Source organism: Nocardiopsis sp. N85, assembly GCF_028882275.1.
Taxonomy (GTDB): domain Bacteria; phylum Actinomycetota; class Actinomycetes; order Streptosporangiales; family Streptosporangiaceae; genus Nocardiopsis; species Nocardiopsis lambiniae.
This window is the reverse complement of record NZ_JARBUT010000011.1, coordinates 18,769-43,686: the sequence shown is the minus strand read 5'-3', so window position 1 is coordinate 43,686 and position 24,918 is coordinate 18,769. Positions and strand designations below refer to the sequence as shown.

Genomic DNA, 24,918 nt, shown 5'->3' with positions numbered 1-24,918 from the left:
GCCACGGCCCGGCTCACATCCGCACATCCCGAACGGAACCACGCATGTCTGAAGTCCCTCGTCTCGACACCGTCGCCGTGGCGCAGAACAGCCCGGACACGCCCCAGCCGTACGCCGAACTGGGCATGGCCAAGGACGAGTACGAGCGGGTCCGCGAGATCCTGGGCCGCCGCCCCACCTCCGCCGAGCTGGCCATCTACTCGGTCATGTGGAGCGAGCACTGCTCGTACAAGTCGTCCAAGGTGCACCTGCGCCAGTTCGGCGAGAAGGCCCCCGAGAGCGACGCCCTGCTGGTCGGCATGGGCGAGAACGCCGGTGTGGTCGACGTCGGCGACGGCCGCGCGGTGACCTTCAAGATCGAGTCGCACAACCACCCGTCCTACGTGGAGCCGCACCAGGGCGCGGCGACCGGCGTGGGCGGCATCGTCCGCGACATCCTCACCATGGGCGCGCGCCCGGTGGCGGTCATGGACGCGCTGCGGTTCGGCCCGGCCGACGCCGATGACACCAAGCGGGTACTGCCGGGCGTGGTCTCCGGTATCTCCTTCTACGGCAACTGCCTGGGCCTGCCCAACATCGGCGGCGAGATCGGCTTCGGCGCCGGCTACATCGGCAACCCGCTGGTCAACGCCCTGTGCGTGGGCGTGATGAAGCACGAGGACATCAAGCTGGCCCAGGCTCCCGGCCCGGGCAACAAGGTGGTGCTGTTCGGTTCCACCACCGGCCCCGACGGCATCGGCGGCGCCTCGGTGCTGGCCAGCGCGACCTTCGACGACGAGTCGCACGCCAAGCGGCCCAGCGTCCAGGTCGGCGACCCGTTCATGGAGAAGCTGCTCATCGAGTGCAGCCTGGAGCTGTTCGCCAAGGACATGGTCGTGGGCATCCAGGACCTGGGCGCGGCGGGCGTCTCCTGCGCCACCACCGAGCTGGCGGCCGGCGGTACCGGCGGCATGCGCATCGAGCTGGACCTGGTGCCGCTGCGCGACCCGCGACTCACTCCCGAGGAGATCCTCATGAGCGAGTCGCAGGAGCGCATGATGGCCATCGTCGAACCGTCGAAGATGGACGACTTCCTGGCCATCTGCGACAAGTGGCAGATCCTGGCCACCGAGATCGGCGAGGTCACCGACGTCACCCCCGAGGAGGCCGAGCGCGGGGGCCGCCTGGTGATGACCTGGCGCGGGGAGACCGTGGTGGACATGCCGCCGCGCACCGCCTCCGACGAGGGCCCGGTGTACGAGCGCCCCTACGCCCGCCCCACCTCGCAGGACGCCCTTCAGGCCGACGACGCCGGGGCGCTGCCCCGGCCCACGACCGACGCGGAACTGCGCGAGCAGCTGCTGCGGGTGCTCGGCGCTCCCGGTGTGGGCGACCCCACCTGGGTGACGCGGCAGTACGACTCCTACGTGCGCGGTGACACGGTGGTGTCCACCCCGCACGACTCGGGGATGATCCGCATCGCCGACGACTCGCACCGGGGTGTGGCCCTGTCCACCGACGGCAACGGCCGGTTCACCCGCCTGGACCCGTACGTGGGCACGCAGCTGGCGTACGCCGAGGCGTACCGCAACGTCGCGACGACCGGCGCCCGGCCGCTCGCGGTGACCAACTGCCTCAACTTCGGCTCGCCGGAGGACCCGGGCGTCATGTGGCAGTTCGCCGAGTCCACCCGCGGCCTGGCCGACGCCTGCCAGACGCTGGGCACCCCGGTGACCGGCGGCAACGTGAGCTTCTACAACCAGACCGGTGACGTGGCGATCAACCCGACCCCGGTGATCGGCGTGCTGGGCGTCATCGACGACGTGCGCACCCGCCTGAAGTCGGCGTTCGGCACCGAGGGCGCCCGGGTGTTCCTGCTGGGCGAGACCCGGCCGGAGTTCGGCGGTTCGGCCTGGGCCGACACGGTCCACGGCCACCTGGGCGGGCTGCCGCCGCGGGTGGACCTGGCCGCCGAGGCGGCGCTGGGCGAGGTGCTGGTCACCTCCGCCGAGCGGGGTCTGGCGGAGGCCGCCCACGACCTGTCCGACGGTGGCCTGGGCGTGGCCCTGGCCGAGTCGGCGCTGCGCGGCGGCCTGGGCGTGCGGGTGACGGTGTCCACCGACGCGTTCACGGCCCTGTTCAGCGAGTCCGGTGCCCGCGCGATCGTCGCGGTGGCCCCGGGCGGCGAGGAGGCGTTCGTGGCGCTGGCCGCCGAGCACGGCGTCCCGGTGGAGCAGATCGGCACCGTGGGCGGCGGATCGCTGAGCGTCACGCACCCGGGCGGCGCCGTGGAGATCCCGCTGACGGAGCTGCGCGCCTCCTACGAGGCCGCCCTGCCCGCCCTGATGGGCGACGTGTAGACACGGGGTTCCATCCTCGCCCGGAGCGGGGACGCCGTCACGGCGTCCCCGCTCCGACGCGTTCCGGCCGTCATGGGGGGAGAAGACGGGAAGGTCCTCGGCCTCCGCCGCCTTCGCGAGCCCGGTGTCGTCGGTGACGGATCCGATCAGGGCCGCACCGGGTCCCGGGGCACGTGTTCCGATCAGGGCCGCACCGGGTCCCGGGGCACGTGTCCGGGTGGACGGACCTCACCGCCCCTCCTCCTCACGCGACCCCCTCGTGCCGTCGGACACCCCTCCGGTGGGGCGGATTCGGGAGGTGGGGTAGGAGTGGGAGGGGAGGTGTTCGCGATGGGACGCGAGAAGTTGCGGCGAGGCCGGCTGAGGGGACCGCTGGGCAGCCACGAACGGCCGGCGAGCGCGCTCGGCTTCCGGCTGGTGATGGCGGTCTTCGGGTGTCTGGTGCTGCTGGCGGGCACGGTGGCGGCGTTTTTGATGGACGCCCCCGTGTGGCTGACGGTGGTGCTGGCGGCCGGGTTCGCGGCCGGCTGCGTCAACGTGTACTGGGTGGCCCGGCGGTTGCGCTACGAGCGCCCCGGTCACTGATCGCCGGTCAGTCCAGGTCCAAGGCCACCGAGATCATCCGGTGGTCGGAGTGCGGCACGTCCCGGTTCTCCGGGTTCTCGGCGGAGAACTCCGGGGTGACGAGGATGTGGTCGATCTCCTGCGGCGGCCCCGCCAGGCTGGGGATGGTGTTGAAGGGTCGCTCGAAGGGGTCGCGCAGTCCCGCCTCGGTCAGGATCGACCAGGCCGGGTTATCGGGCTCGATGTTGAGGTCCCCGGCCAGGACGACCGGGCGCCCCTCGGCCCGAGCCGCCGTGACCAGGCCCGCGAGGTCGCGCAACTGCTCCCGGGCGCTCTCGGCCGTGAAGTCGTAGGTCTCCGGTTGGACGTGGGTGGCGATGACGCTGACCCGGGTGCCGTCCTCCCAGGGCAGCACGATCTCCAGGGCCTGGGCACCGGTCGGGCCGCTGGGGGTGAGGGTGTGGCCGCGCACCTCGATCACCTCTCGGGAGGTCAGGATCGCGTCGCCCCACAGGGGCCCGTCGGCGGGCGCCCAGTACGCCCGCATGCCGAGCCGCTCGGCCATGAGGCTCAGCGCCTCGTGCCCGCCGTTGAGCAGCCACCCCCGGTCGACCTCGCTGAGGACGACGATGTCGGGGAAGTCCTCGTCGAGCAGCTCGATCTGGTCGTGCAGGGCGTAGCGCCCGTCCATGTCGAAGCCCATGCGCACGTTGTAGGCGGCCACCCGCAGCCCCGGATCGGGGTCCCGGACGCGCTCCCGCTCGACGTGGAACCCGGTGTGCAGGGAGGGCGCGGCGACGGTGGCGATCAGGGCGAACGCGGCCGCCCCGGCGGTGAGCCAGGGACGTCCGCCACGGTCGGGGGCCGGGCCCCGACCGGTCATCGCGAACATGATCGGGATCAGGGCCAGGAACGACACCAGGGCGTTGTCGTAGTACAGGTCATAGGAGGCGTAGAACGCGAACACCAGGACCACCAGCAGGAACAGGCCGCCGAAGGCCGCCCGTCCGGTGGCGGCGCGGCCCGCTCGCACCGCTCCGTGGACGGCCCATCCGGCGCATCCGGCCAGGCCGATCTGGCCGATGACGAGGGCCATGAGGGCCCAGGAGGGCCACACCCCGGGAACGCCTCCGACCTCGGTGGGGGACGCCCACAGCGCGATGAGCGATCCGGTCAGGAGGAGGAAGGGGAGCGCCGGGTGCCAGGTGAACCAGCGCGGGTCGGCGGCCACCATCACCGACAGCACGGCGGTGGTGGTGACCAGGGCGGCCGCGACCGGCGAGTCGCCGATGACCTCTCCCACCGCCGGGTTCGCGGTGTACAGACCGCTGAGGAACAGCAGGGGTCCGAGGGCGAGCCAGGCCCGGGCGGAGGCGGGTCGGGGGTGGGAGCCGCCGGTGTCGTGGCGCCACGCGCCGAACAGGGCCCAGGCGAACAGGCCGATCTGGACGAGCACCCCGATCCAGGGCAGGGCACCGTCGCGCCAGACGAGGTCGACGGTGTTGAGGAGGGTGTGGATCACCGCCGTGGCGGCGATGCCGCTGATGACGCCGACCATCACCCCGTGCCCGCTGAACCGGGGGTCGTCGACGGTGGCCATGGCCGTGGTGACCAGCCACACGGCGCCCACGCCGATCAGGAACGACGACAGGTACAGCTGGGGGTCGCCGCCGTCGGTCGCCTGGAGGGCGACACGTCCGCCGGCGAGTACGACGGCCGTGACGAGCGCCGTGCGCGCCGGGTCGAGGCGTCGGTGCAGGACGACGAAGGGGAGCGGGGCCAGGAACCAGGCCAGCGCGTACAGGCCCATGAGCTCGGGCGAGGTCTCCCCCGCCCGCCCGAAGAGGGTGATGAGCGAGGGCAGGAACACCCTGAGGACGTCCAGGAACAGCACCGTCCCCATCGCGACGGCGAATCGGTCCCAGCGCATGGTCCTCCCGGTGATCCGATGGCCCGCACTCCGCGACATGAATAATTCTCATGTCTCTCATCCGGACGGACAAGGGTCATGGATCACCCGATTCCCCCGAAACCGGTTTCCATGCCGCTCCCGGGCCGGGGACGTGCCCCGGCCCGGTCGAGGTCAGCCGGCGTCGAACCCCGCGGGGATCCACGGGCGCCACACGTCCGGGTTCTCCTCGACCCAGATCTCCGCCGCGTCGGAGGAGTCCAGCCCCTCGTCGGCGATCATCCGGGCCACTTCGTTCTGGTGGTCGTTGGTCCACGTCCAGTTGTCGAGGAAGCGGTAGGCGGGGTCGTCCTCCTCCACGAAGCCCGCCCGGAAGATCTTGTTCAGCTCGTAGGCCGGGTAATCGCAGGGGACCGCTTCGAGGTCGTCGGCACAGCCGTCCTCGTAGGGCGGCAGGTCGACCTTGACCAGGTCCAGCTCCTCCTGGAGCCACTGCGGCTCGTAGAAGTAGAAGAGCACCGGCTCCTCCTCGGCGTAACGCCGCCGCACCTCCGTGATCTGCGCCGGCTCGGACCCGGCGAACACGATCTGGAGATCCAGGTCGAAGGCGTTGATCATCCCCTGGTCCTGGGTGACGAACCCGGGTGCGCCGCCCAGGAACTCGCCCCGGTCGCCGGTCTCGGCGGTCCGGAAGATGTCGGTGTTCTCCTTGAGCCCCTCCAGGGTGGTGATCTCCGGGTACTCCTCCTCCAGGTAGGCGGGGACGTACCAGCCGATCACCCCCTCGTTGCCGTTGGGACCGCCGTCGACGGCGGTGCCGTTGCCCCCGGGCCCGTACAGCTCCATGAGGTCCTCGTGGCCCCAGTTCTCCACGATGACGTCGAGGACGCCCTGATCGATGGCCTGCCACGACGGCTGTTCGTCCACCCGGACGAGCTGCACCTGGTAGTCCATCTCCTCGCGGAGGATGTGGGCGAGCACCTCGGCGCTGGCCTCGTACCCCACCCATCCGTTGAGGGCCATGCGCACCGTGCCCGGGTCCCGGGCGAGCTGGTCGGTGCGCACCGCGCAGGAGGAGAGCAGGACCATCACCACCGCGACCGCCGCGGCCCGGACGAGACGTCCCCTACGCACGTCGCACCTTCCTTCCCTGGGTGACCCGGTCCAGGAACAGGCCCAGGCACACGATGGCCAGACCCGAGGCCAGACCCAGCCCCAGTTGGTTCTGCGCCAGGCCGAACACCACGTCGAAGCCCAGTGATCCGGCGCCGACGAGGGCGCCCATGACCACCATGGACAGGACGAGGATGAGCCCCTGGTTGACGGCGAGCAGCAGCGAGCCGCGCGCCATGGGCAACTCCACCTTGGTCAGCAGCTGCCATCCGGTGGACCCCTGTGAGGTCGCCGCCTCCAGGGTCGCCGGGGGCACGCCCCGGATGCCGTCGTTGACGAGGCGGATCACCGGCGGCAGGGCGAAGATGACCGCCGCCACCAGGGCCGGGACGCGGCCGATGCCGAACAGCGCCACCGCCGGGATCAGGTACACGAACGGCGGCAGGGTCTGCATGGCGTCCAGGACGGGCCGCAGGATCACGGCGAACACGTCGTTGCGCGACATCAGCACCCCGACGACCACGCCGAGGGCGATGGTGAGCACCGACGCCACCAGTACCTGGGACAGGGTGTCCATCGCGTTCCCCCATACCCCCAGCAGCCCCACGCCCAGGAACGACCCCGCCGACACGAGGGCCGCGCGCCATCCGCCGAAGATCGCCCCGAGGGCGGTGGCGCACAGGACGACCAGCGGCCAGGGAGCGCCGCCCAGCACCGCGCTGAGCGGATTCAGGACCCGGTCCAGGGTCCAGGTGCCCAGGGCCGTCGTGAACGGACCGATGGCCGCCTGGAGCCCGTCGGCGAAGGCGTTGACCGGACCGCTGATGTCGACGGAGAGGTCGCGCGGCCAGCCCTCCACCCCCAGCAGCCGGGCCACCCCGACGGTGACGATGGAGACGATGAGCCCCGTGCCCAGCAGCGGCAGCCGGTAGCGGTCGGGGATGTCCGGCGTGCGCGTCCCGTGCCCGACGGCGCCGGTGACCCGGTCCATGGCGATGGCGAGCATGACGATCGCCAGTCCGGCCTGGAGCGCCTGCCCCACGTTGACCTTGGACAGTGCCTGGTAGATGGCGTCGCCCAGGCCGCCCGCGCCGATGACCGACGCGATGACGACCATGGAGACGGCCAGCATGATGGTCTGGTTGACGCCCAACAGGATGGTGCGTCGGGCGGACGGCAGCTGCACCTTGGTGAGGATCTGCCACGGCGTCGACCCCAGCGACGTGGTCGCCTCGATCGCTCCCTTGGGCACCCCGCGAATGGCCAGCGCCGTGATGCGCACCGCCGGCGGGATCGCGTAGACCGCGGTGACCACGGCCGCCGCCGGGTTGCCGATGCCGAACAGCAGCACGAACGGCAGCAGGTAGGCGAACGCGGGCATGATCTGCATGAAGTCCAGCACGGGCCGGATGGCCCGGTGGAAGCGGTCGCTGCGCCCGGCCAGGATGCCGAGCGGGAGGCCGAACAGCAGGGCGATGGACACCGAGGTGATGATCAGCGCCAGCGTCGTCATCGACTCGTCCCACAGCCCGGTCAGGGCGAACACGCCGAAGGTGACGAGCACCAGCAACGCCACCCGCCACCCGGCGACGCGCCAGGCGGCGAGCACGCCGATGACGGTCACACCGGGCCAGGTGAGGAGTCCCAGGAGCCGGTCGATCAGGACCACGGCCGACCCGAGCCCCACCGAGACGTAGTTGAAGAAGTACAGGAACAGCGGGCTGTCGTTGCGGTTGACGACGATCCAGGCGTAGATCCCGTCCAGCCACGCCATGAAACGCTCGCCGGTCGTGCCGGGGAACCCGCCACCGATCCCGAGGGAGCGCGCGATCACGTAGCCGACCACGAGGACGATGATCACCAGCAGCGCCTGGAACCAGGGGGACGCCGAGAAGCCCGGGGCCGCCTCGCGTCGTGGGTGTGCCCCGTCCGATGCTCCGGCGCCCCTGTTCGAGGGCGTGGTCATCGCGGTCACGTCACCCACCGCTCCCCGTCGGCGCCGGTCCGCCGTATCCGTCGGGGTCGACGACGGTGTCCCCGTGGGCCCGGGTGGCGGTGTCGGCGTTCCAGGGCACCGTCGTCTCCGCCGGCCCGACCTCGCCCGGCCGGTCGGCTCCGGTGGCGTCGACATCGGACCAGTTGTCGGAACCGTGGTCGACGAGGTGGTCCGACAGTTCCCCCACCGTCTCCTTCTCGATCGCGGCGGCGACGGAGGCGTCGTCCAACTGGTCCTCGGCGATGGCGCGCAGCACGTCGTCGCGGCCCACGTACCCGAGGAGCCGGCCGTTCTCCACGACCCGCACCGGAGCGGTACTGGCGGCGAGCATCGGCAGCACCTCCGCCAGGACCGTGTCGGGTTCGGTGATCGGTCCGTTCGTGCTCTCCTCCAGGAAGGCGTCGCGCACCAGCCACCGGGCGGTGAGCACGGTGGTGCGGGCGACGTCGGAGGTGAAGTCGGCGACGTAGTCGTTGGCCGGCCGGCCCACCACCTCCTCGGGGGTGCCCACCTGGACGAGTTCGCCGTCGCGCATGATGGCGATGCGGTCGCCCAGCTTGAGCGCCTCCTGGAGGTCGTGCGTGATGAACACCGAGGTCTTGGACAGCTCGCGTTGGAGGCGGATGACCTCCTGTTGCATGTCGCGTCGGATGAGCGGGTCCAGGGCGCTGAACGGTTCGTCGAACAGCAGCACCTCCGGGTCAACGGCCAGCGCCCGGGCCAGGCCGACGCGCTGCTGCATGCCGCCGGACAGCTCTCCCGGCCGGGAGTCCTCGTGGCCGGACAGGCCGACCATGTCGATCATCCGACCGGCCCGCTCGTACCGTTCGGTGCGCGTCATGCCGCGCACCTCCAGACCGTAGGCGACGTTGTCGATGACCTTGCGGTTGGGCAGCAGCCCGAAGTGCTGGAACACCATGGCGATCTTGTAGCGGCGCAGTTCGCGCAGCCGCTGCGGGCTCGCCGTGCCGATGTCCTCCCCGTCGAGCACGACCTGCCCCGCGGTGGGTTCGATGAGCCGGGTCAGGCACCGGATGAGCGTGGACTTGCCGGACCCGGACAGGCCCATGACGACGAAGATCTCACCGGGACGGACGTCGAAGGAGACGTCGCGCACCGCCACCGTGCAGCCGGTCTCCTCCTTGATCCGGTCCCGGTCGGCCCCTTCCAGATCGGTGCCGACGATGGAGCCGGCGTTCTTGCCGAAGATCTTCCACAGGTTGCGGACGGAGAAGGTGACGTCCGACGTGCCGTGACTGTGCCCCGGGGGAACGGTGGGTTCGGTGGTCAGGGTGCTCATCGGCTCTCCTCGCGTTCGGCCCGGTGGTCCTCGCGCACCAGATCCGCGGCGCGCTCGCCCACGGCCAGGACCATGACCATGGGGTTGGGGGTGGGCAGGGTCGGGAAGACGGAGGCGTCCGCGATCCGCAGACCGCGCAGACCCCGGACCCGCAGGCGCGGATCGACGACGGCGTCGGGGTCGTCGGGGGCGCCCATCCTGCACGTGCCCGCCGGGTGGTAGACGGTGTGGGCGGCGCGCCGGCCGTACTCGGAGAGTTCCTCGTCGCTCCGGATCCCGGGCCCGGGGGCGACCTCCTCCTCCAGCCACGACCGGAACGGCTCGGTCTCGGCGACCCGCCGGGCGATCTTGAGACCGTCGACGATGGTCCGTTCGTCGTAGCCGTCGGGGTCGGTGAAGTAGCGGAAGTCCAGGGCCGGTTTCACCTCGGGATCGGCGCTGGTGAGGTAGAGCCTGCCGCGCGAACGCGAGCGGGGGATGTTCGGCGTCATGCAAACGGCGTATCCGTCGGGCGGGGAGGCGTATCCCAGGCGCTTCGTGTTGTCGTCGAAGGGGATCTGGTAGATGTGGAACATCAGGTCCGGGCGCGGGTCGGAGTCGTCGCGCCGGACGAACAGGGCGGCGTCGGAGTCCATGACCGTGTTCTCCGGAACCGGACGGCTCGTCCGCCACATGATGATCGACTCGGGGTGATCGAGCAGGTTCTCGCCCACGCCCGGCAGGTCGTGCCGGGGTTCGATGCCCACTTCGCGCAGGTCCTCGGCGTTGCCGATGCCGGAGAGCAGGAGCAGGCGGGGCGTGTCGACGGCGCCGGCGCACAGGATGACCTCGCGCCGCGCCGTGACGGCGATCCGCTTCCCGTCCCGGCCGACGGCCTCCACCCCGGTGGCGCGGTCGCCGTCCAGGACGATCCGGTCCACCCAGGTCTCCAGGAGGACGGTGAGGTTGTCGCGCACGTCCATGATGGGGTGCAGGTAGGCGACCGAGGCCGAGGAGCGGTACCCGGTGTAGGGGTCGTAGGCGATGGACAGGAACCCGGCGCCCTCGGCGAATCCGCCTCCATGGGAGGTCACGGCGTTGAAGTCCTCGATGATCGGGACCCCGGTGGCCTCGGCCGCGGACTCCACCCAGTCGCGGACCATGGTGTTGCGGTCCTTCTCGGCGACCGGGACGATGTTGCACCTGATCCGGTCGGCGTAGCCCTGGACGGTGGCGTTGTCCCAGCCCTCGGCGCCGGCCGCGACCCAGTCGTCGAGGTCCTCGGCGAAGGGCCGGAAGCTGATGAGCGTGTTGTGCGAGGAGCAGCCGCCGAGCACGCGGGCCCGCGAGTGCAGGATGTGGGAGTTGCCGCGCGGCTGTTCGACGGTCGTGTACTTCATGTCGAGGTCGCCGTCCAGCACGCTCAACCAGTCGCGGAGACGGAGCACGTGCTCCAGGTCCCGGTCGTCGGGCCCGCCCTCGATGAGGCACACGGTGGTGTCGGGGTCGTCGGTGAGCCGATGGGCGAGCACCGATCCCGCGGTGCCGCCCCCGACGATGACGTAGTCGTAGGTCTCCTCGTGGGACACGGCCTGATTCCTCTCGTTGTGTCACCGGGGGACGCCGGGGAAATCGACCCGTGCTTCCTTGTCGTGCGTCGTGGCTCGGGGCGGGTCGCCCCGGGGGCCCGGGTCAGCCGAACCAGCGCTGCGGTTCGGGTGCGAGGTTGCGGTAGACGTGCTTGGCCTCGCGGTACTCGTCGAGCCCCGACGGGCCGAGTTCGCGGCCGATGCCGCTGCGACCGAAACCGCCCCATTCGGCCCCCGGGAAATAGGGTCCGTAGTCGTTGATCCAGATGGTGCCGTGGCGCAGGGCGGCGGCGACGCGTTCGCCGCGCCCGGTGTCGTCGGTCCACACACCGCCGGAGAGCCCGTAGTCGGTGTCGTTGCCCAGGGCGATCGCCTCCTCCTCGGTGCGGAAGCGCTCGACGGTGACGACCGGGCCGAACACCTCGGTCCGCACGATGTCCATGGAGCGGTCGCAGTCGACGAGGACGGTGGGGCGGTAGAAGTAGCCGTCCCGCAGTTCCGGGTCGTCGGGGCGCCGGCCGCCGGCGATGATCCGGGCTCCCTCCTCGACGCCCCGGGCGACGGCCGCCTCGACCTTGGCGCGGTGCTGCTCGGAGACCAGCGGGCCGCAGCGCACCCCCTCCTCCTGGCCGCGGCCGATGCGGATGGCTTCGGCGCGGCGGGCCAGTTCGGCGGTGAAGGCGTCGTGGAGGTCCTCGTGGACGATGAGCCTCGCCCCGGCCGAGCACACCTGGCCGGAGTGGAAGAACGCGGCGGAGAGCGCGTAGTCCACGGCGGTGTCCAGGTCCACGTCGGGGAAGACGATGTTGGGGTTCTTGCCGCCGAGCTCCAGGGCGATCTTCTTGACCGTGGGCGCGGCGGCGGCCATGATCCGCTGCCCGGTGGCCAGACCGCCGGTGAAGGACACCAGGTCCACGTCGGGGTGCTCGGACAGGGGCGCGCCGGCCTCGGGACCGCTCCCGGTGACCAGGTTGACCACCCCGTCGGGGACGCCCGCCTCCACCACCAGCTCCATGAGCTTGAGGGTGGTGACGGGGGTGACCTCGCTGGGTTTGATCACGCAGGTGTTCCCGGCGGCCAGGGCCGGGGCGAGCTTCCAGGCGAGCTGGAGCAGGGGGTAGTTCCACGGGGTGATGAGGCCGCAGACCCCGACGGGTTCGTACACGATCCTGCTGTGCACGCCCTCGGGCGCGGACACCAGGCGACCCGTGTCCTTGTCGGCCAGGCCCGCGTAGTAGCGGAAGACCTCGGTGACGTCGTCGACGTCGATGCCGCCCTCTTCGATGGTCTTGCCGGTGTCGAGGGACTCCATGACCGCGATCTCGGCGCGGTCGCGCTGGAGGAGGTCGGCGACACGGTCCAGCAGACGGCCGCGCTCTCCGTCGGTGGTGCGCCGCCAGGGGCCGGCGAAGGCCCGCTTGGCGGCGGCGATGGCGTCCTCGGTATCGGCGCCCCCGCCCTCGCTCACGACGGTCAGCACGGAGGCGTCCGCGGGGTCGAGGATCTCCCTGACCCGCTCGTCCCGGGCGGCCCTCCACGTACCGTCGATGTGGAGGCTGGTGGCCCGGGTCGAACCCGGAGGCGCCAGGTAGGGGGCCTCGGGCAGGGTCTCATGGCGTTCGTTCACGGGTCCGGTTTCCCCTGGTTCGATCATCACAAACGGTTTCTTCTCATGGGTCACTCATGTCACAACACCCGCGCATTCCGTCCTGAACGACCGGAACGCCCTGCCCGGAAACCGTCACCCGTGGTCGGCTCGACGTGACGCCGGGGTGAAAAACTATGCCCCGGAGAGGTTCCCGTACCCGAGGACACCCTGCCCCGGGGGAATACGGGGGAGAGTCTTTGACGTACATTTAGGTGTACCTAAGTGGGTTCGCCCGGTCCTCGGGCGCCCAGCACCGACGGCCCGCCCCTGGGCCGTGACCGCGCACCCCTTGAGGAAAAATGCTGCTGGAACAGGAACGACGGGATCTCTGCCTCACCGCCCGCGCCCTCGCCACCGCCCCGGGCGTGGCACCGGGCGAGTCCGCGACGCTGAGCGTCCGCAGCGGTGACCTGGTGGTGGTCACACCTCACGGGGTGCCGTTGGACCAGATCCAGGCGGCCGACTGCCCGGTGATGTCGCTGGACGACCGGATGTTGGAGGGCCGTCGCGACCCGGCCGCCGAGACGACGCTGCACATGGCGGTGCACCGGCAGGCGGCGGACCACGGGCGCGAGGTCACCGCCGTGGTCAACGCCTTCACCGCCGACACCGTCGCGGTCTCCTCGGTCCTGGCCGAGCTGCCCCCGATCCACCACCGCGCCGCCGGACTCGGCGGGGCCGTCGCCGTCACCCCGTACACCACCTACGGCACCGGGGACATCGCCGACCAGGCGGTCAAGGCCCTCAAGGGCCGCGACGCCGCGCTGCTGTCGAACCACGGCGGGGTCGCCCTGGGGCGGGGCCTGGAGCAGGCGCTGGAGAACCTGCGCCTGCTCGACTGGCTGTGCGCCACCTACCTGAGGGCCCGGCGACTGGGCGAACCCCGCGTCCTGTCCGAGGACGAGCTCGCCGCGATCTCCCACCGCGACACCTACGGCTGGGCCGGCCCCGACATCTGGTAGCGGCTACTCCACGTCGGGGACCTCGTCGGGGCGGGTCCAGGCCAGGAAGCAGGCGGGGAACGCGGCGTGGGCCATCGCGGTGATCAGCACCAACGGGGCGAGGACCGCCAACGGAAGCTCCGCGTCCATGCCGCTCCCGGGCGCCGCCGTGGCGAAGGCGGCGGTCACCGCGATGAGCAGGGTGGCCAGACCGGCGGTCACGTGGTGGCCGAGCAGGGTGGCCCGGTCCATCTCCGCGCGCTGGAACTCGTCCACGCCCCGGTAGCCCACCACCCAGCGGGTGGCGATGTTGACCTGGGCGGCGATCACCATGGTCAGCAGCATCAGGCCCACGAACCCGACCAGCGAGATCAACGGGATCGGCGACCACGAGGCGTCGACGACGAGCGGGAGCACGAGGAGCAGCGCGGCCGCCAGGGTGATGACCGTCATGACGATCACCGCGATACGGCGGCGCGACCGCGCCGCCCAGAACGCCCGCCGACGCGGGTTCTCGACCATGGCGCGCATGCGCTCCTGGGTCCGGCTGTCGGGTCGTCCGATGAACATGGTGCTCCTTCGATGGTTCGGGTTCGGTCAGTGGCCGATGCGGGGGAAGGGCTCGGTGGAGAAGACGACCTCCACCGGGACCTCGAAGTAGTGGGCGATCCGCAGCGCCAGGTGGAGGCTGGGGCTGTACTCGCCCCGCTCCAGGTAGCCGATGGTCTGGTAGTGCACCCCGAGCGCCTCGGCGAGCCGGCGCCGTGACACGTCCCGCTCGGCCCGCAGCATGGCGATGCGGTTGTGGATGACCTCGGTGTTCCCCGCCGCGGCCTTGCCTCGGCGGGCGGAACCGCCCTTCTTCTCCTCAATAGCCACGCTGTATCGCCTTCTCCCTGGCCTCTTGGACCCTCGAACCCGACGTCCCGCGGGCCATCCGTCGCAGGACCCACTGCGCGACGGCGAACCCGACCACGGCCCACAGTGCCAGGACCCCGGCGACCTGGGGCAGCCGCCAGGAGCCCGCGAGTTCGAGGACGGCGTCGGCCTCGGGCAGGACGGCGGCGCGCACGCCCAGGCCGGCCCAGTACGCGGGGAAGATCTGGGCGACGGTCTGGAGCCAGCCCGGCATCCAGGTGATCGGGAACACCACCCCGGAGATCCCGGTCAGTCCCAGGACGGGGAGCATGAGCAGGCCGACGCCGGTGCGCGGGTTGCTCAGGACCGCGCCGACGATGGCCCCGATCGGGGCCAGGGCGAGCAGGGTCAGCAGGCACACCCAGACCAGGGTGATCGCGCCGGAGACGCCCTGGACGGCGAAGCCGTCGACGAAGAGCAGGCCGGGCAGCAGCATGAGCGCCAGCGACACGACCGCCATCGTGAGGAGGTGCCAGCTCTTGGCCACGGTGTAGCCGAGCATCCCGTTGGGGGCGACGCGGGCGCGCAGCAGGGTGCCGTCCTCGCGCTCACTACCGATGACCTGGGCGATCGTCGCGGTGCCGAGTATCAGCAGGAGCATCGTCACACCGGTCGTCATGAGGAACGCGGAGAGCGGGGTCCGCCCGCCCTCCACCGTGGAGTCCGCGGAGAACACGGCGACGGCCAGGAAGAGGGCGGGGGTGAGCAGGTAGCCGCCGAGCACCTCTCCCACGTTGGCGAACGAGTTCTTGAACTCGATCCAGCCGCGTGAGAAGCCGGCGCGGACGGCGTTGGGGACGGGGTTCATCGGATCTCCTCGGCGAACTCGACGGCGGCGCGCTCGGCGTCGCCGGACTCGGAGCGCTGGACCAGGTCCAGGTAGACCTCCTCCAGGGAGGGGCGGAGCACGCGCAGGTCGGTGATGTCGTCACCGTGCACGCGGTACAGCTCGGCGACGTGCCGGGCCGGGTTGTCGGTGGAGTGCACGTGGCGGGCCCCATCGACGCTCCAGGTGACCTCGCTCTGTCGTCCCACCAGGGTGGAGAGCCGGTCGGCGCTGCCGTCGGCGACGATGCGCCCGCCCGCCAGGATGAGGATGCGGTCGGCGAGCTTCTCCGCCTCGGCCAGGTCGTGGGTGGTGAGCAGGATGGTGGTGTCCTCCTCGTCGGCGAGCCGGTGGACCAGCTCGTGGAAGTCACGCCGGGCCTGCGGGTCCAGACCGGTGGTGGGCTCGTCGAGGAAGAGCAGCTCGGGGCGGCCGACCAGCCCCAGGGCGACGTCGACGCGGCGACGTTGGCCGCCGGAGAGGGTGCGCACCCGCTTGCGGGCGTGCTCGGTGAGGCCGAGCGCCGCCAACAGTCCGTCGGTGTCGTGGGGCCGGGTCCGCCCCGGCTCGGAGTAGGGGGCGTGGAAGCGACCGAAGTGGTCGACCAGGTCGCGCACCCTCCAGGCGCCGTGATCGCGCCAGGACTGCATGACCACCCCGAGTCGGGCCCGCCAGCGTTCGTCACCGTGGGCGGGGTCCATGCCCAGCACCTCGACCCGGCCGGCCGAGCGGGCCCGGAAGCCCTCCAGGATCTCGATGGTGGTGGTCTTGCCGGCACCGTTGGGCCCCAGCAGGGCGATGACCTCACCTCGGCGGGCGGTCAGGTCGACGCCGCGCAGGACCTCGGTCCGGCCGTAGTTCATGCGCAGGTCGCGCACGGTGATCGCGGGTTCCTCGGGGGTTCCGAAGGCCTGGTCGCGGGCCACCGATCGCACTCGGACATCCGTCACGGTCACACCTCCTCGTCGTCTCTCTACTGCGATCGATAGTACATGTACTACATTCATAAGAACAGTCACTACATATCGATGGAGGGAGAATACGGCTCGGGCGGAGGGGCCACCGGCGGTGGAGGAGGGGGGTGTGACCGCATGCGGCCGGACGCGAAAATCCGCACGTTCCCCGTGTCGGCGCCACGGATCAGCCGAAAACCGGGTACGCATACTCAGGAAGGACGTCACCCCGAGACCCCACACTGGTGCCGACGATCACAGACCCCGCTGGGAGGCCCCCGAATGCGCTGTAGCTATATCCGGCTCCTCGTCGACGACTACGAGGCCTGCTTCCGTTTCTACGCCGACGTGCTCGAACTCCCGGTCCTGCGCGGCGACGAGAAGAGCCGCTACGCCGAGTTCGACGTGGAGTCCGGCACCCGCCTCGCGCTCAACCAGCGCGAGGTCATGGCCGAGGCGCTGGAGACCGACACCGCCGACCCCGAACTCCCGCACCAGGACCGCATGGCCGTGGTGTTCGAGGTGGACGACGTGGACGCCACCGCGGCCCGGCTGGTCGCCGACGGCGCCCCCCAGGTGATGGCGCCCCGCGACTGGACGGCCTGGGGGATCCGGGCCGCCCACTTCCGCGACCCGGACGGCTACCTGTTGGAGATCAGCCGACCGCTCCTGTGAGCGTCACGGGGCCACATGCCGGACCAGCAGTTCGTTGACCCGGTCGGCCCGCTCCACCCCGAGCAGGTGCGCCGCCCCGGTGACCACCTCGAACCGGGAGTCGGGGAGGCCGTCGGCGAGCCTGCGCCCGTGACCGGGCGGCAGCAGCGGATCGTGCGCGGCCGACACCACCAGGGTGGGAGCCCGCACGCCCGCGACCAGGTGCCGCTGGTCCATGCCGTGCACCGCGTCGCACACCGCCGCGAAGGCGTCGGAGTCGACCTTTCCGAGGTTCCCGGTGAACCGGTCGACGACCTCGGGGCGCTCCTCCGCCATGTCCGGGGTGAACCAGGGCAGCGACACGTCGGCGACCACGGCCTCCATGCCCGTTTCACGCGCCCGGTCGGCGATCCGATCCCAGCGGTGCATGGGCGGAGTGCGCGGAGCGGCGGCCAGGAGGACGATCCGCTCCAGCGTGCGCGGCGAGTTGGCGGCGATCCACACCAGCAGCGAGGAGGCGAACCCGGCGCTCACCGCCGACACCCGGTTGAACTCCAGGACCTCCAGCAGACCGAGCACGTCCAAGGCCAGATCCTCGATGCCGCAGGCGTCGGCCGGGGCGGGCGAGGAACCGTGGCCGCGGTGGTCGACCCGCAGGACACGACGGTTGCGGGTCAGTTCGGGCATCTGTGGTTCCCACACCGACATGGTGGTGCCGAAGGGCGGGACGAGCAGTACGACGGGCGCGTGTCGCGGTCCGTCGATCCGGTACTGGAGCGGAATGGTCATGAGGCCTCCGAGTCGCCAGAACGCCAGGGTATCCGGAAGGACCCGAAAGGCCCCACGATCATCCGCCTCCTCCTTCGAGTGGAGGACCGGATCCGTCCTACACGCTTCCTAGGGTCGGATCACCGACACGGCGACAGCGAAGGTGGTCATGATGTCAACGGTGACGGATGCCGAGCGCACCTCCCTCCTGAAGATGCTCGCGGACCAGCGCGGCTTCCTCCGTCACACGGTGGAGGGCCTGGACGACGAGCGGGCGACCCGGCGCACCACCGCGAGCGAACTGACCCTGGCGGGCCTGGTGAAGCACGTGGCACAGGTCGAGGAGAACTGGATGCGGTTCGTGGTGGACGGCCCGCCCACCGAGCCGATCGACTACGAGGACCCGAGCGCTCACGTCGAGCACGAGAGGGGCTTCCGGCTCCTGGACGGGGAGACCCTGGAGGGCACCCTCGCCGAGTACGACCGGGTCGCCGCCGAGACGGACCGGATCGTCCTCTCCCTGCCCGACCTGGAGTCGGGCCACCCGCTCCCGGACGCCCCGTGGTTCGAGGGCGGCGCCTCCTGGTCGGTCCGCGACGTGCTGCTGCACATCCTGCGCGAGACCGCCCAGCACTGCGGACACGCCGACATCATCCGCGAGTCCCTCGACGGCCGGAAGAGCATGGGCTGATCACGCCTGCGGCCGGCGCGGTGAGGTACGGGATCCTCGTCGCCATGATGCCCGCCAACGCCCGGAGCAGGCCGTCGAGGACCTTCGACGTCACGGTGGTCCACCCGATCCACGCGAGGCCGGAGCCGTCCGGGACGACATCCGGCGTTCGGAGGCCCACCACTCCACGGCCCGGGAAGGGAACACGCTCGTTCCGCGCGAGGTGCGGACCCTCCTCGACCAGCGGCGAGCGGTGGGCGTGAGACCACTCAAGGAGCACAGCGGGGTCCGCGGCAACGCCGACGGGGTGCGCCCGATGGGCGCACCCCGTGGAAAAGGTGGCGAGGGTCGCTTCCGCATCCCGTGTACATGTCGGAACCAGGCGCCTCCGGATACCAGCAGGGACACGCAAGGACAGGTAGGACACCGCCCCCAGCACATCCGGGAACATCCCCGGGCACCCCGATACCGGGGCGGCAGTATCAGAACGGGTATCAGCGGCGGGGCGTCCGAGCCGGCACAGGGCCCCTCTCAGGGGATCGGTCAGGGCGATCACTCCTTCGCCGATCTATACATTTTTCTATACAGTTGAGGTATGGCGATTCTTGAGCACATTCAGCAGATCAGCGTCACCGATGCGGCCAGACGTGGTGTCGCAGGCATCGTCCACGACGCGGAACAGGGCACCGAGGTCATAGTGACCCGCCGACGCGAGCCGGTCGCGGCCGTGGTCGCGTTCTCCCGGCTCGCGGAGCTGGAGCAGGCGGAGGCGGATCTGAGGGACCTCGCCCTGGTCATGGCTCGGGAGCTCACGGACGGCGGGCGCCGGACCTCCATGGACGACGTGCTGGCCGCCTTCGGGCACAGCCGCGCCTCACTCGAAGAACTCCCCGAGGACTGATGGCCGAGATCACCTTCACCGACGCCGCCCTCGACGACCTGCGGCGGCTCGGCCCAGACGCCGTTCCCAAGGTCCTCAAGAAGGTCCTGCTCCTGGAAGAGAACCCGGAGGCCGGATATCCCCTGGGCGGTGAGCTCACCGGTTTCAGAAAGCTGATCGTCGGACGCAACACCTGGCGTGTCGTGTACCGCGTCACTGAAGAGAAACATGTGGAAATCTGCGAGGTCTGGGCTGTCGGAACACGAGCCGACGCCCAGGTCTACGCCGAGGCCTCCCGGAGAGTCCGGACAGCCTCGGGGGACACCCCCGCCGCCCAGAAGCTCGCGGTCGTCATCGAGCACCTCGGCAAACCGGCGGAAAGGCTGGCGCACGAACCGCCCCCCACGAGAGAGCCCGTCCCGGACTGGTTGGCCGAACGCCTGATCCACACTGTCGGCATGCCCCCTGAGAAGGTGGCCGCCCTCAGCCTGGAACAGGCCGTGGACCTCTGGTCCGACTTCCGATCACGACCGCACCGACCTAGGCCGAGTCGTGCTCCTTGAATCATCTCGGACTCGCGACCACCAGGCCGCCTCTCGCTGCGCCGCCGGTCCGGGCCGGCACGGGCCCGGACAGCCGGACCCACTCCGCCCGCGGTGTCCCAACGCGTATCAGCAACGCGGGACATGCCCGGAAAACCGACGGGGACGCCCCCACTGATCAGTGGAAACGTCCCCGTCTACGAGGTGGCGAGGGTCGCTTCCGCATCCCCCCTCAAAGTACGGAAGCGACCCCCGCGCTGGGAGCGGCCTGCGACTCCTCCCCCCTGGAGTCGCGGCCTGAAGGCCTGTCACGCGGGCGGCTCGGTGCGCTCTGCGGCCCGTGGGGCCCGGAGCGACTTTGTCGTTCCGCGTTGATAGAGACACTACCCACCACGACCTCGCAAGACAACCCTCAGTCACGAGAAACTACTTAAAGTGATCGCCATCGCTCCGTCGACACCGCGCCAAGGGGCCGTGGGCAGTGTCAACCCGGGGTCATGAACACCCTCTCCGAGGGCGCGCATAGCCTGGTCGGGTGAGATCACCGTTGTTCAGTCCTCGGTGGATCGGCATCCACCTCGTCGCCCTTCTGGTCGCCGCTGTGTGCGTCGCCGGTACCGCCTGGCAGTTCGCCCGCGCCTTCGAGCCCGACCGCGAGGTCATCACCAACCCGGCGGAGGACCTCGCCGACGCCGTGCCCTTGGAAGGGCTGCTCGAACCCGGCGAGTACCTGCACCCGGACAGCTTCGCCAACACCGCGGTGACCGTCAGCGGCCGCTACGCCCCCGAGGACCTCCTGCTGGTCCCGCGTCAGCAGGACGGGGTCCGCGGCCACGACGTCATCCTGCCGCTGGTCACCGCCGAGGGCGCCGCCGTGACGATCGGCCGCGGCTGGGTCCCCGAGGGAGCGGAGATCCCCGAGGTCACCACCGACGAGGTCACCGTCACCGGGTGGCTGCTGCCCCCCGTGAAGGACGGCGGGTTCACCCCCATCGCCACGGAGGAGGGGACGATCGAACGGATCGCCACCTCCCTGCTCGTCAACGAGTGGGATCACCCCCTCTACGAGGGGTACGTCGTCCTGCCCGAGGGCGACCCGGCGGCCGAGGGGCTCACCCCCGTGCCACCGCCCGAGCCCCCCACCGGGCTCACCGTCAACTGGCGCAGCCTGAGCTACACCGTCCAGTGGGCGATGTTCGGCGTCTCCGGCATGGTGTTCTGGATCCTGACGATGCGCCGCGAACTGGCCGACGCCCGGGACGACGCAGGGGCCCCCTCCGCGTCGGAGGAGGCCCCTGCGGGCGAAGATCAGCCGGCGGCCGCGGGTTCCTGAGCCGCGGCGGCTCCGGACTCCCGGGCCTTCTCCGCCTCGACCACCTTGTGCTCGACCACGAAACCGAGGATCGGGATGGTGCCGGCCAGGACGACGCCGAGCGTCTTGGGCGCGCTCCACCGCCGGTCCAGGGCCACCCAGAGCACCACCAGCACGTACACCATGTAGATGTAGCCGTGCGGCATCGCGATGAACAGCATCAGCGGCGACTCCGGGCCGAACCAGTGCTCCAGCCCCGCCGGCGCCGACACCAGGGAGAAGCGCGCGGTCTCCCCGACGAGGTACTTGGCGGGCATGGCCACGAAGGTCAGCCCGAGAAGGAAGACACCGGTCACATAGGCCAGCACCCGGTACAACACCAACGACACCCGGCTCTTGTCCACCGCTACTTCCCACCCACTCGGACGACTCGTACCCCGAGAAGGGTCGGGGTCCCTTTCCCGAGGCTAAACGCTGTCCGGAACCGGCCGTCCCCGGGGTGGTGCGTGCCGTCCCTCACTTCGCGGAAGACGCCCTCGGAGCGCGGGCCGGATCCCGCGCCCCTCCCGGTTCACTTCTTGGCGACGCGGTCCGGACTGGACCAGCGGCCGTCGGACTCGGCGGTCCAGGCCTTCGGGAGCATCTTCAGCGTGATGAAGGCGTCGACGACGCGGATCGGGAAGAAGAGCAGGCCGTAGATCAGGTACGACGGGCGCCGCCGGATCGCCGTCATGGCGCAGGTGAGCATGTAGTCGGGGATGAGCAGACCCATCGCGAGCGCCGTCAGCGGCAGGAACGCGGTGACCGCGGTGAAGGACGTCCCCACGAAGGGCACGGCCACGAACGACGCCCCCGCCAACGTCCCGACCAGGACGAACCCCGCGATCAGCGTGGTCAGCAGCAGGATGAGGGAGACCACCACCACTTCGAGGATGTACAGCGCCAGGAAGAACCAGAACATGCTCGGCCAGACGCCGTGACGCCGCACCGTCTGCCAGAAGCCCAGCGTCCACCGGCCGACCTGCTTGCGGTAGTCGACGAACGTGAACGGATCCTGGCTGTAGGCCTTGGTGTCGGGGTTCATCGAGATCCTGCCGAGGCGCTTGTGGTGCACCTCGAAGGTCATGTTGAAGTCCTCGATGACCAGGCCCTTGGGGTTGACCTCGATCTCGCGCAGCGCCTCGCTGCGGTAGACGCTGGCGAACCCGGGGACGATGAACGAGGCGTTGGTGCCGCGCCAGGTCTGCCCGAACCGCATGAGGTACTGGAGCATGAAGTACAGGCGGTCGCGGTAGGCGGAGATCATCCGCCCGATGAAGGTGCGCTCGTTCGGCTTCCACTCCGACACCACGAACCCGGCGACGGCGGCGACACCGGGATCGCGCAGCTGGCGTCGGGCCCCCTCGACGTAACCGGCGTCGAGTTCGGTGTCGGCGTCGAGGATGAGGACGCCGTCGTAGTTGTCGGTCAGCGAGAACTCCTCGATGACCGCCTCGATGGCGCCCGCCTTGCCGCGGTTGGTGAGCAGCTCCAGCACGTTGACGCCGGTCTTGGCGGCGATATCGGCGGTGGAGTCCTTGGACGAGTCCGACACCACGTAGATGTCCCACCGGGGGAACAGCCCCAGCGCCGAGGAGATGGCCCCGCCGATGACGGGCTCCTCGTTGTGGGCCGGGATGATCACGGCGAGGGAGGCGTCCGGAGGGGCCTCCCCGCCCGTGGTCGCCACGGCGGTGTCCGCGTCGGCGCCCTCCCCTCCGGCGCCGGCGGAGCCGCCGGAACCGACCAGGACGCGTTCACGGGAACGGACCGACGGGCGAGCGCCGGCGGTGGAGTCGCGCCTCAGTACGGCGCGGACGGAGTCGTCGCCCAGGCGCAGCAGCCCGATGACGGTCCAGAGCAGAAGGTTGGCGCCGAAGGCCAGCCACAGGAACACGTACCCCACGGGGCCGAGACCGGCCGCGGCGGCCATGTCGGTCGCGAAGTCGAACCAGAAGACGAAGAGTGCGACGGCCAAGGCCAGGGCGAACAACCCGACCAACAGACCACCGACGAAACGTACGATACGCACAGCCTTGGGACCCCTCCCGAAAGTCATCGGTTTCGGACCGACGTTAACCCGCTAAGTCGGCGTTAGGTTGACGCCCTGCCACCTGGAGGGGTTCACCCGAGTTCGCGTCCTATGTAGGCCACGCAAATCGTATACACGGGCTTGTGTGAGGTGGTACCCATTAGAAGATATTTGAGACAGGGGATCGGAGGCGTACGCGCCACCGGTTTATCCGAGGCCGCCCGAACCCCTCGGAGGGCCCTGTGACTCATGACGGACGGAGAGAAGGAGAATGCTCGGCGTGATCGGCGACTCCGTATCCCCCTCGCCCGATCCCGATCCCGATACTCCGGCCCGACAGCCGGGGGACCGACCCCTCACCAGCGAGGAGTCGGGGCCGGCTCACGGGATCCGGGTGGCGGTGCACCAACCCCACTATCTGCCGTGGCTGGGGATGGTCGACAAACTCGACCGATGCGACCGTTTCGTTGTCCTCGATACGGTCCAGTTCGAGCGTCGCGGTTGGCAAAACCGCAACTATGTGGCCGGACGTGGCCGGCCGGTGCTGCTGACCGTCCCGGTGAACCAGGGCAGTCGCGACGATCGAATTCTGGACAAAGCCATTGATAACAGCCAGAAATGGAGGAGCAAGCACTACAAGGCACTGGCCGAACACTGCTACTCCAAGACGCCCTACTGGAGCGATTTCAAGGAAGAAATCGTTCACCTGTACGAAACCGAGTGGAACGACCTCGCGGAGCTGTCCATCGCGACGATGCGGTTGGTGATGCGCGGCTTCGGGATCGACACGCCGATCCTGCGCGCGAGCGAGATCGGTGACTTCCCCGGCCAGAAGAGCGAACTGCTGGCCCAGATCTGCGCCAAGACCGGAGCGGACGTCCTGTTGTCCGGCGACGGCGCACGGGACTACCTGAACCCGGAGATCCTGCTGCGGTACGGGATCGACGTGGAGTGGCAGGGCTTCCAGCACCCGGTCTACCGCCAGTACCAGCGGGAGGCCGACGACTTCGCGCCCCGGCTGTCGGCACTCGACCTGCTGTTCAACGCGGGTCCCGACGCCCTGGAGATCCTCCGACGGGCGAGAACGCAGAGCTGATCTCAAGAGTCGATCTCTCCACGGCGGCCCTCCGGCCGTCGTGACGCCCAGGGCGCCTGCACGCTCGAAGCGGTCGTGTACGGGCGCGCCCCTCACTCGGCAAAGGACGGGAAAGCAGCATGATGACGGACTGGTCCCAGGAACGCATCCTGGTCTACGCCCCTCACCCCGACGACGAGACACTCGGCTGCGGTGGTCTCATGAGCAAGGCCAAGGCCGCGGGCGCCGAGGTGTTCGTGCAGTTCATGACCGTCGGGGACACCGCAGACCAGTCGCCGAAGGGCTTCTCCACCGCGGAGGAGCGCTACGCCGAGATCAAGAAGGTCGCCGACCACTTCCGCTGGGACGACTGGCACATGGCCCTGCCCGGCGACGAGTACCACCTGAGGCTGGACGCCGTCCCGAGGGTGGACCTCGCCCACATCATCGAGGCCTCCAGCCCGCTGTCCATGTCCCGCCTGCGTCCCACCGTGGTCGTCGCGCCCCACCGGACCAGTTACAACCAGGACCACCAGGCCATCGCCGAGGCCGTGCACACCGCGCTGCGCCCCTCCGACCGCGCGCTGCGCCACCACCCCCGACTGGCGCTCGCCTACGAGGAGGCCGCCGACCAGTGGCGGCTGGAGCCGACCTGCTCCCCCGGCCTCATCGTGGAACTGTCCGAGAAGGAGGTGGGGGACAAGATCCACGCCATGGAACTGTACGGATCGCAGTGCCATCGACACCCCCACACCCGTTCGGAGTTGACCTTGCGCAGTCTGGCCGCCCTCCGGGGCATGCAGGCCGGCGTGGCCTTCGGAGAGGGTTTCCACGTTCTGCGCTGTCTGGCCTGACCGATGCCGGCCACCCG

Annotated in this window: 23 protein-coding genes; 10 read left to right on the top strand and 13 right to left on the bottom strand. The window is 70.3% G+C overall.

The features are described from left to right. Positions 1-44: 44 nt before the first annotated feature. Both purL and PWG71_RS16690 read left to right on the top strand, forming a co-directional pair. Positions 45-2,339 (top strand): phosphoribosylformylglycinamidine synthase subunit PurL, encoded by a 2,295-nt coding sequence (purL, locus tag PWG71_RS16695; protein ID WP_274810664.1) that lies wholly within the window; start codon positions 45-47, stop codon positions 2,337-2,339. Between the two features lie 330 nt (positions 2,340-2,669). After that, the gene (locus PWG71_RS16690) at positions 2,670-2,924 is read left to right on the top strand and encodes a hypothetical protein (RefSeq protein WP_274810663.1); all 255 of its coding nucleotides are present in this window, start codon (positions 2,670-2,672) and stop codon (positions 2,922-2,924) included. A gap of 7 nt (positions 2,925-2,931) precedes the next feature. Here the strand turns inward: PWG71_RS16690 and PWG71_RS16685 are convergent, their stop codons facing one another. From PWG71_RS16685 to PWG71_RS16660, 6 genes are all read right to left on the bottom strand, one after another. Continuing rightward, entirely contained in the window at positions 2,932-4,833 is a 1,902-nt protein-coding gene (locus PWG71_RS16685; RefSeq protein WP_274810662.1) for an endonuclease/exonuclease/phosphatase family protein, read from the bottom strand. Between the two features lie 153 nt (positions 4,834-4,986). Then, entirely contained in the window at positions 4,987-5,901 is a 915-nt protein-coding gene (locus PWG71_RS16680) for a glycine betaine ABC transporter substrate-binding protein (protein WP_274810814.1), read from the bottom strand. A 37-nt stretch (positions 5,902-5,938) separates the two neighbouring features. Further along, the gene (locus PWG71_RS16675; protein WP_446725041.1) at positions 5,939-7,891 is read right to left on the bottom strand and encodes an ABC transporter permease; all 1,953 of its coding nucleotides are present in this window, start codon (positions 7,889-7,891) and stop codon (positions 5,939-5,941) included. 10 nt (positions 7,892-7,901) lie between these two features. Next, positions 7,902-9,221, bottom strand: a complete 1,320-nt coding sequence (locus PWG71_RS16670; RefSeq protein WP_274810660.1) for a quaternary amine ABC transporter ATP-binding protein — start codon at positions 9,219-9,221, stop codon at positions 7,902-7,904. Continuing rightward, on the bottom strand, positions 9,218-10,789 hold the full coding sequence (locus tag PWG71_RS16665; RefSeq protein WP_274810659.1) for a GMC family oxidoreductase: 1,572 nt from the start codon (positions 10,787-10,789) through the stop codon (positions 9,218-9,220). Before PWG71_RS16665 ends, PWG71_RS16670 begins: the two co-directional genes overlap by 4 nt. A 103-nt stretch (positions 10,790-10,892) precedes the next feature. Then, entirely contained in the window at positions 10,893-12,443 is a 1,551-nt protein-coding gene (locus tag PWG71_RS16660) for an aldehyde dehydrogenase family protein (protein ID WP_446725040.1), read from the bottom strand. 293 nt (positions 12,444-12,736) lie between these two features. Between PWG71_RS16660 and PWG71_RS16655 the strand changes: the two genes are divergently transcribed. Further along, complete coding sequence (locus PWG71_RS16655) at positions 12,737-13,399, top strand: class II aldolase/adducin family protein (RefSeq protein ID WP_274810657.1); 663 nt, start codon at positions 12,737-12,739, stop codon at positions 13,397-13,399. A gap of 3 nt (positions 13,400-13,402) precedes the next feature. On the opposite strand, the gene PWG71_RS16650 is transcribed toward PWG71_RS16655, so the two are convergent. From PWG71_RS16650 to PWG71_RS16635, 4 genes are all read right to left on the bottom strand, one after another. Beyond that, positions 13,403-13,948 carry a hypothetical protein gene (locus tag PWG71_RS16650; RefSeq protein WP_274810656.1) on the bottom strand — a complete coding sequence of 182 codons (546 nt, stop codon included), beginning with the start codon at positions 13,946-13,948 and terminating at the stop codon, positions 13,403-13,405. Between the two features lie 27 nt (positions 13,949-13,975). Next, positions 13,976-14,170 carry a helix-turn-helix transcriptional regulator gene (locus tag PWG71_RS16645; protein ID WP_446725044.1) on the bottom strand — a complete coding sequence of 65 codons (195 nt, stop codon included), beginning with the start codon at positions 14,168-14,170 and terminating at the stop codon, positions 13,976-13,978. Between the two features lie 76 nt (positions 14,171-14,246). After that, a complete protein-coding gene (locus PWG71_RS16640; protein ID WP_274810654.1) occupies positions 14,247-15,104 on the bottom strand; it encodes an ABC transporter permease in 858 nt (285 codons plus the stop codon). Beyond that, the gene (locus tag PWG71_RS16635) at positions 15,101-15,985 is read right to left on the bottom strand and encodes an ABC transporter ATP-binding protein (protein WP_274810813.1); all 885 of its coding nucleotides are present in this window, start codon (positions 15,983-15,985) and stop codon (positions 15,101-15,103) included. Before PWG71_RS16635 ends, PWG71_RS16640 begins: the two co-directional genes overlap by 4 nt. Positions 15,986-16,357: 372 nt before the next feature. Between PWG71_RS16635 and PWG71_RS16630 the strand changes: the two genes are divergently transcribed. Further along, the gene (locus tag PWG71_RS16630; RefSeq protein ID WP_274810653.1) at positions 16,358-16,750 is read left to right on the top strand and encodes a VOC family protein; all 393 of its coding nucleotides are present in this window, start codon (positions 16,358-16,360) and stop codon (positions 16,748-16,750) included. A 3-nt stretch (positions 16,751-16,753) separates the two neighbouring features. Here the strand turns inward: PWG71_RS16630 and PWG71_RS16625 are convergent, their stop codons facing one another. Further along, positions 16,754-17,518, bottom strand: a complete 765-nt coding sequence (locus PWG71_RS16625) for an alpha/beta fold hydrolase (protein ID WP_274810652.1) — start codon at positions 17,516-17,518, stop codon at positions 16,754-16,756. Between the two features lie 151 nt (positions 17,519-17,669). Between PWG71_RS16625 and PWG71_RS16620 the strand changes: the two genes are divergently transcribed. The 4 genes from PWG71_RS16620 (at position 17,670) to PWG71_RS16605 (ending at position 20,922) form a co-directional block, all read left to right on the top strand. Next, the gene (locus PWG71_RS16620; protein ID WP_274810811.1) at positions 17,670-18,188 is read left to right on the top strand and encodes a DinB family protein; all 519 of its coding nucleotides are present in this window, start codon (positions 17,670-17,672) and stop codon (positions 18,186-18,188) included. A 574-nt stretch (positions 18,189-18,762) separates the two neighbouring features. After that, on the top strand, positions 18,763-19,068 hold the full coding sequence (locus PWG71_RS16615; protein WP_274810651.1) for a prevent-host-death family protein: 306 nt from the start codon (positions 18,763-18,765) through the stop codon (positions 19,066-19,068). Next, positions 19,068-19,610, top strand: coding sequence for a type II toxin-antitoxin system RelE family toxin (locus tag PWG71_RS16610; protein WP_274810650.1), 543 nt, complete (start codon positions 19,068-19,070; stop codon positions 19,608-19,610). The genes PWG71_RS16615 and PWG71_RS16610 overlap by 1 nt, the downstream gene beginning before the upstream one ends. A 514-nt stretch (positions 19,611-20,124) precedes the next feature. Then, positions 20,125-20,922 carry an SURF1 family protein gene (locus PWG71_RS16605; protein WP_274810649.1) on the top strand — a complete coding sequence of 266 codons (798 nt, stop codon included), beginning with the start codon at positions 20,125-20,127 and terminating at the stop codon, positions 20,920-20,922. On the opposite strand, the gene PWG71_RS16600 is transcribed toward PWG71_RS16605, so the two are convergent. Then, on the bottom strand, positions 20,898-21,305 hold the full coding sequence (locus tag PWG71_RS16600) for a DUF3817 domain-containing protein (protein ID WP_274810648.1): 408 nt from the start codon (positions 21,303-21,305) through the stop codon (positions 20,898-20,900). The genes PWG71_RS16605 and PWG71_RS16600 overlap by 25 nt on opposite strands. A gap of 167 nt (positions 21,306-21,472) precedes the next feature. Next, the gene (locus PWG71_RS16595) at positions 21,473-22,972 is read right to left on the bottom strand and encodes a glycosyltransferase family 2 protein (RefSeq protein ID WP_274810647.1); all 1,500 of its coding nucleotides are present in this window, start codon (positions 22,970-22,972) and stop codon (positions 21,473-21,475) included. Positions 22,973-23,360: 388 nt separating this feature from the next. Here PWG71_RS16595 and PWG71_RS16590 point away from each other — a divergent pair, with 388 nt between their 5' ends. Both PWG71_RS16590 and PWG71_RS16585 read left to right on the top strand, forming a co-directional pair. Continuing rightward, the gene (locus PWG71_RS16590; protein WP_446725043.1) at positions 23,361-24,068 is read left to right on the top strand and encodes a WbqC family protein; all 708 of its coding nucleotides are present in this window, start codon (positions 23,361-23,363) and stop codon (positions 24,066-24,068) included. Between the two features lie 119 nt (positions 24,069-24,187). Next, on the top strand, positions 24,188-24,901 hold the full coding sequence (locus PWG71_RS16585; RefSeq protein ID WP_274810645.1) for a PIG-L deacetylase family protein: 714 nt from the start codon (positions 24,188-24,190) through the stop codon (positions 24,899-24,901). The last annotated feature ends 17 nt before the right edge of the window (positions 24,902-24,918 follow it).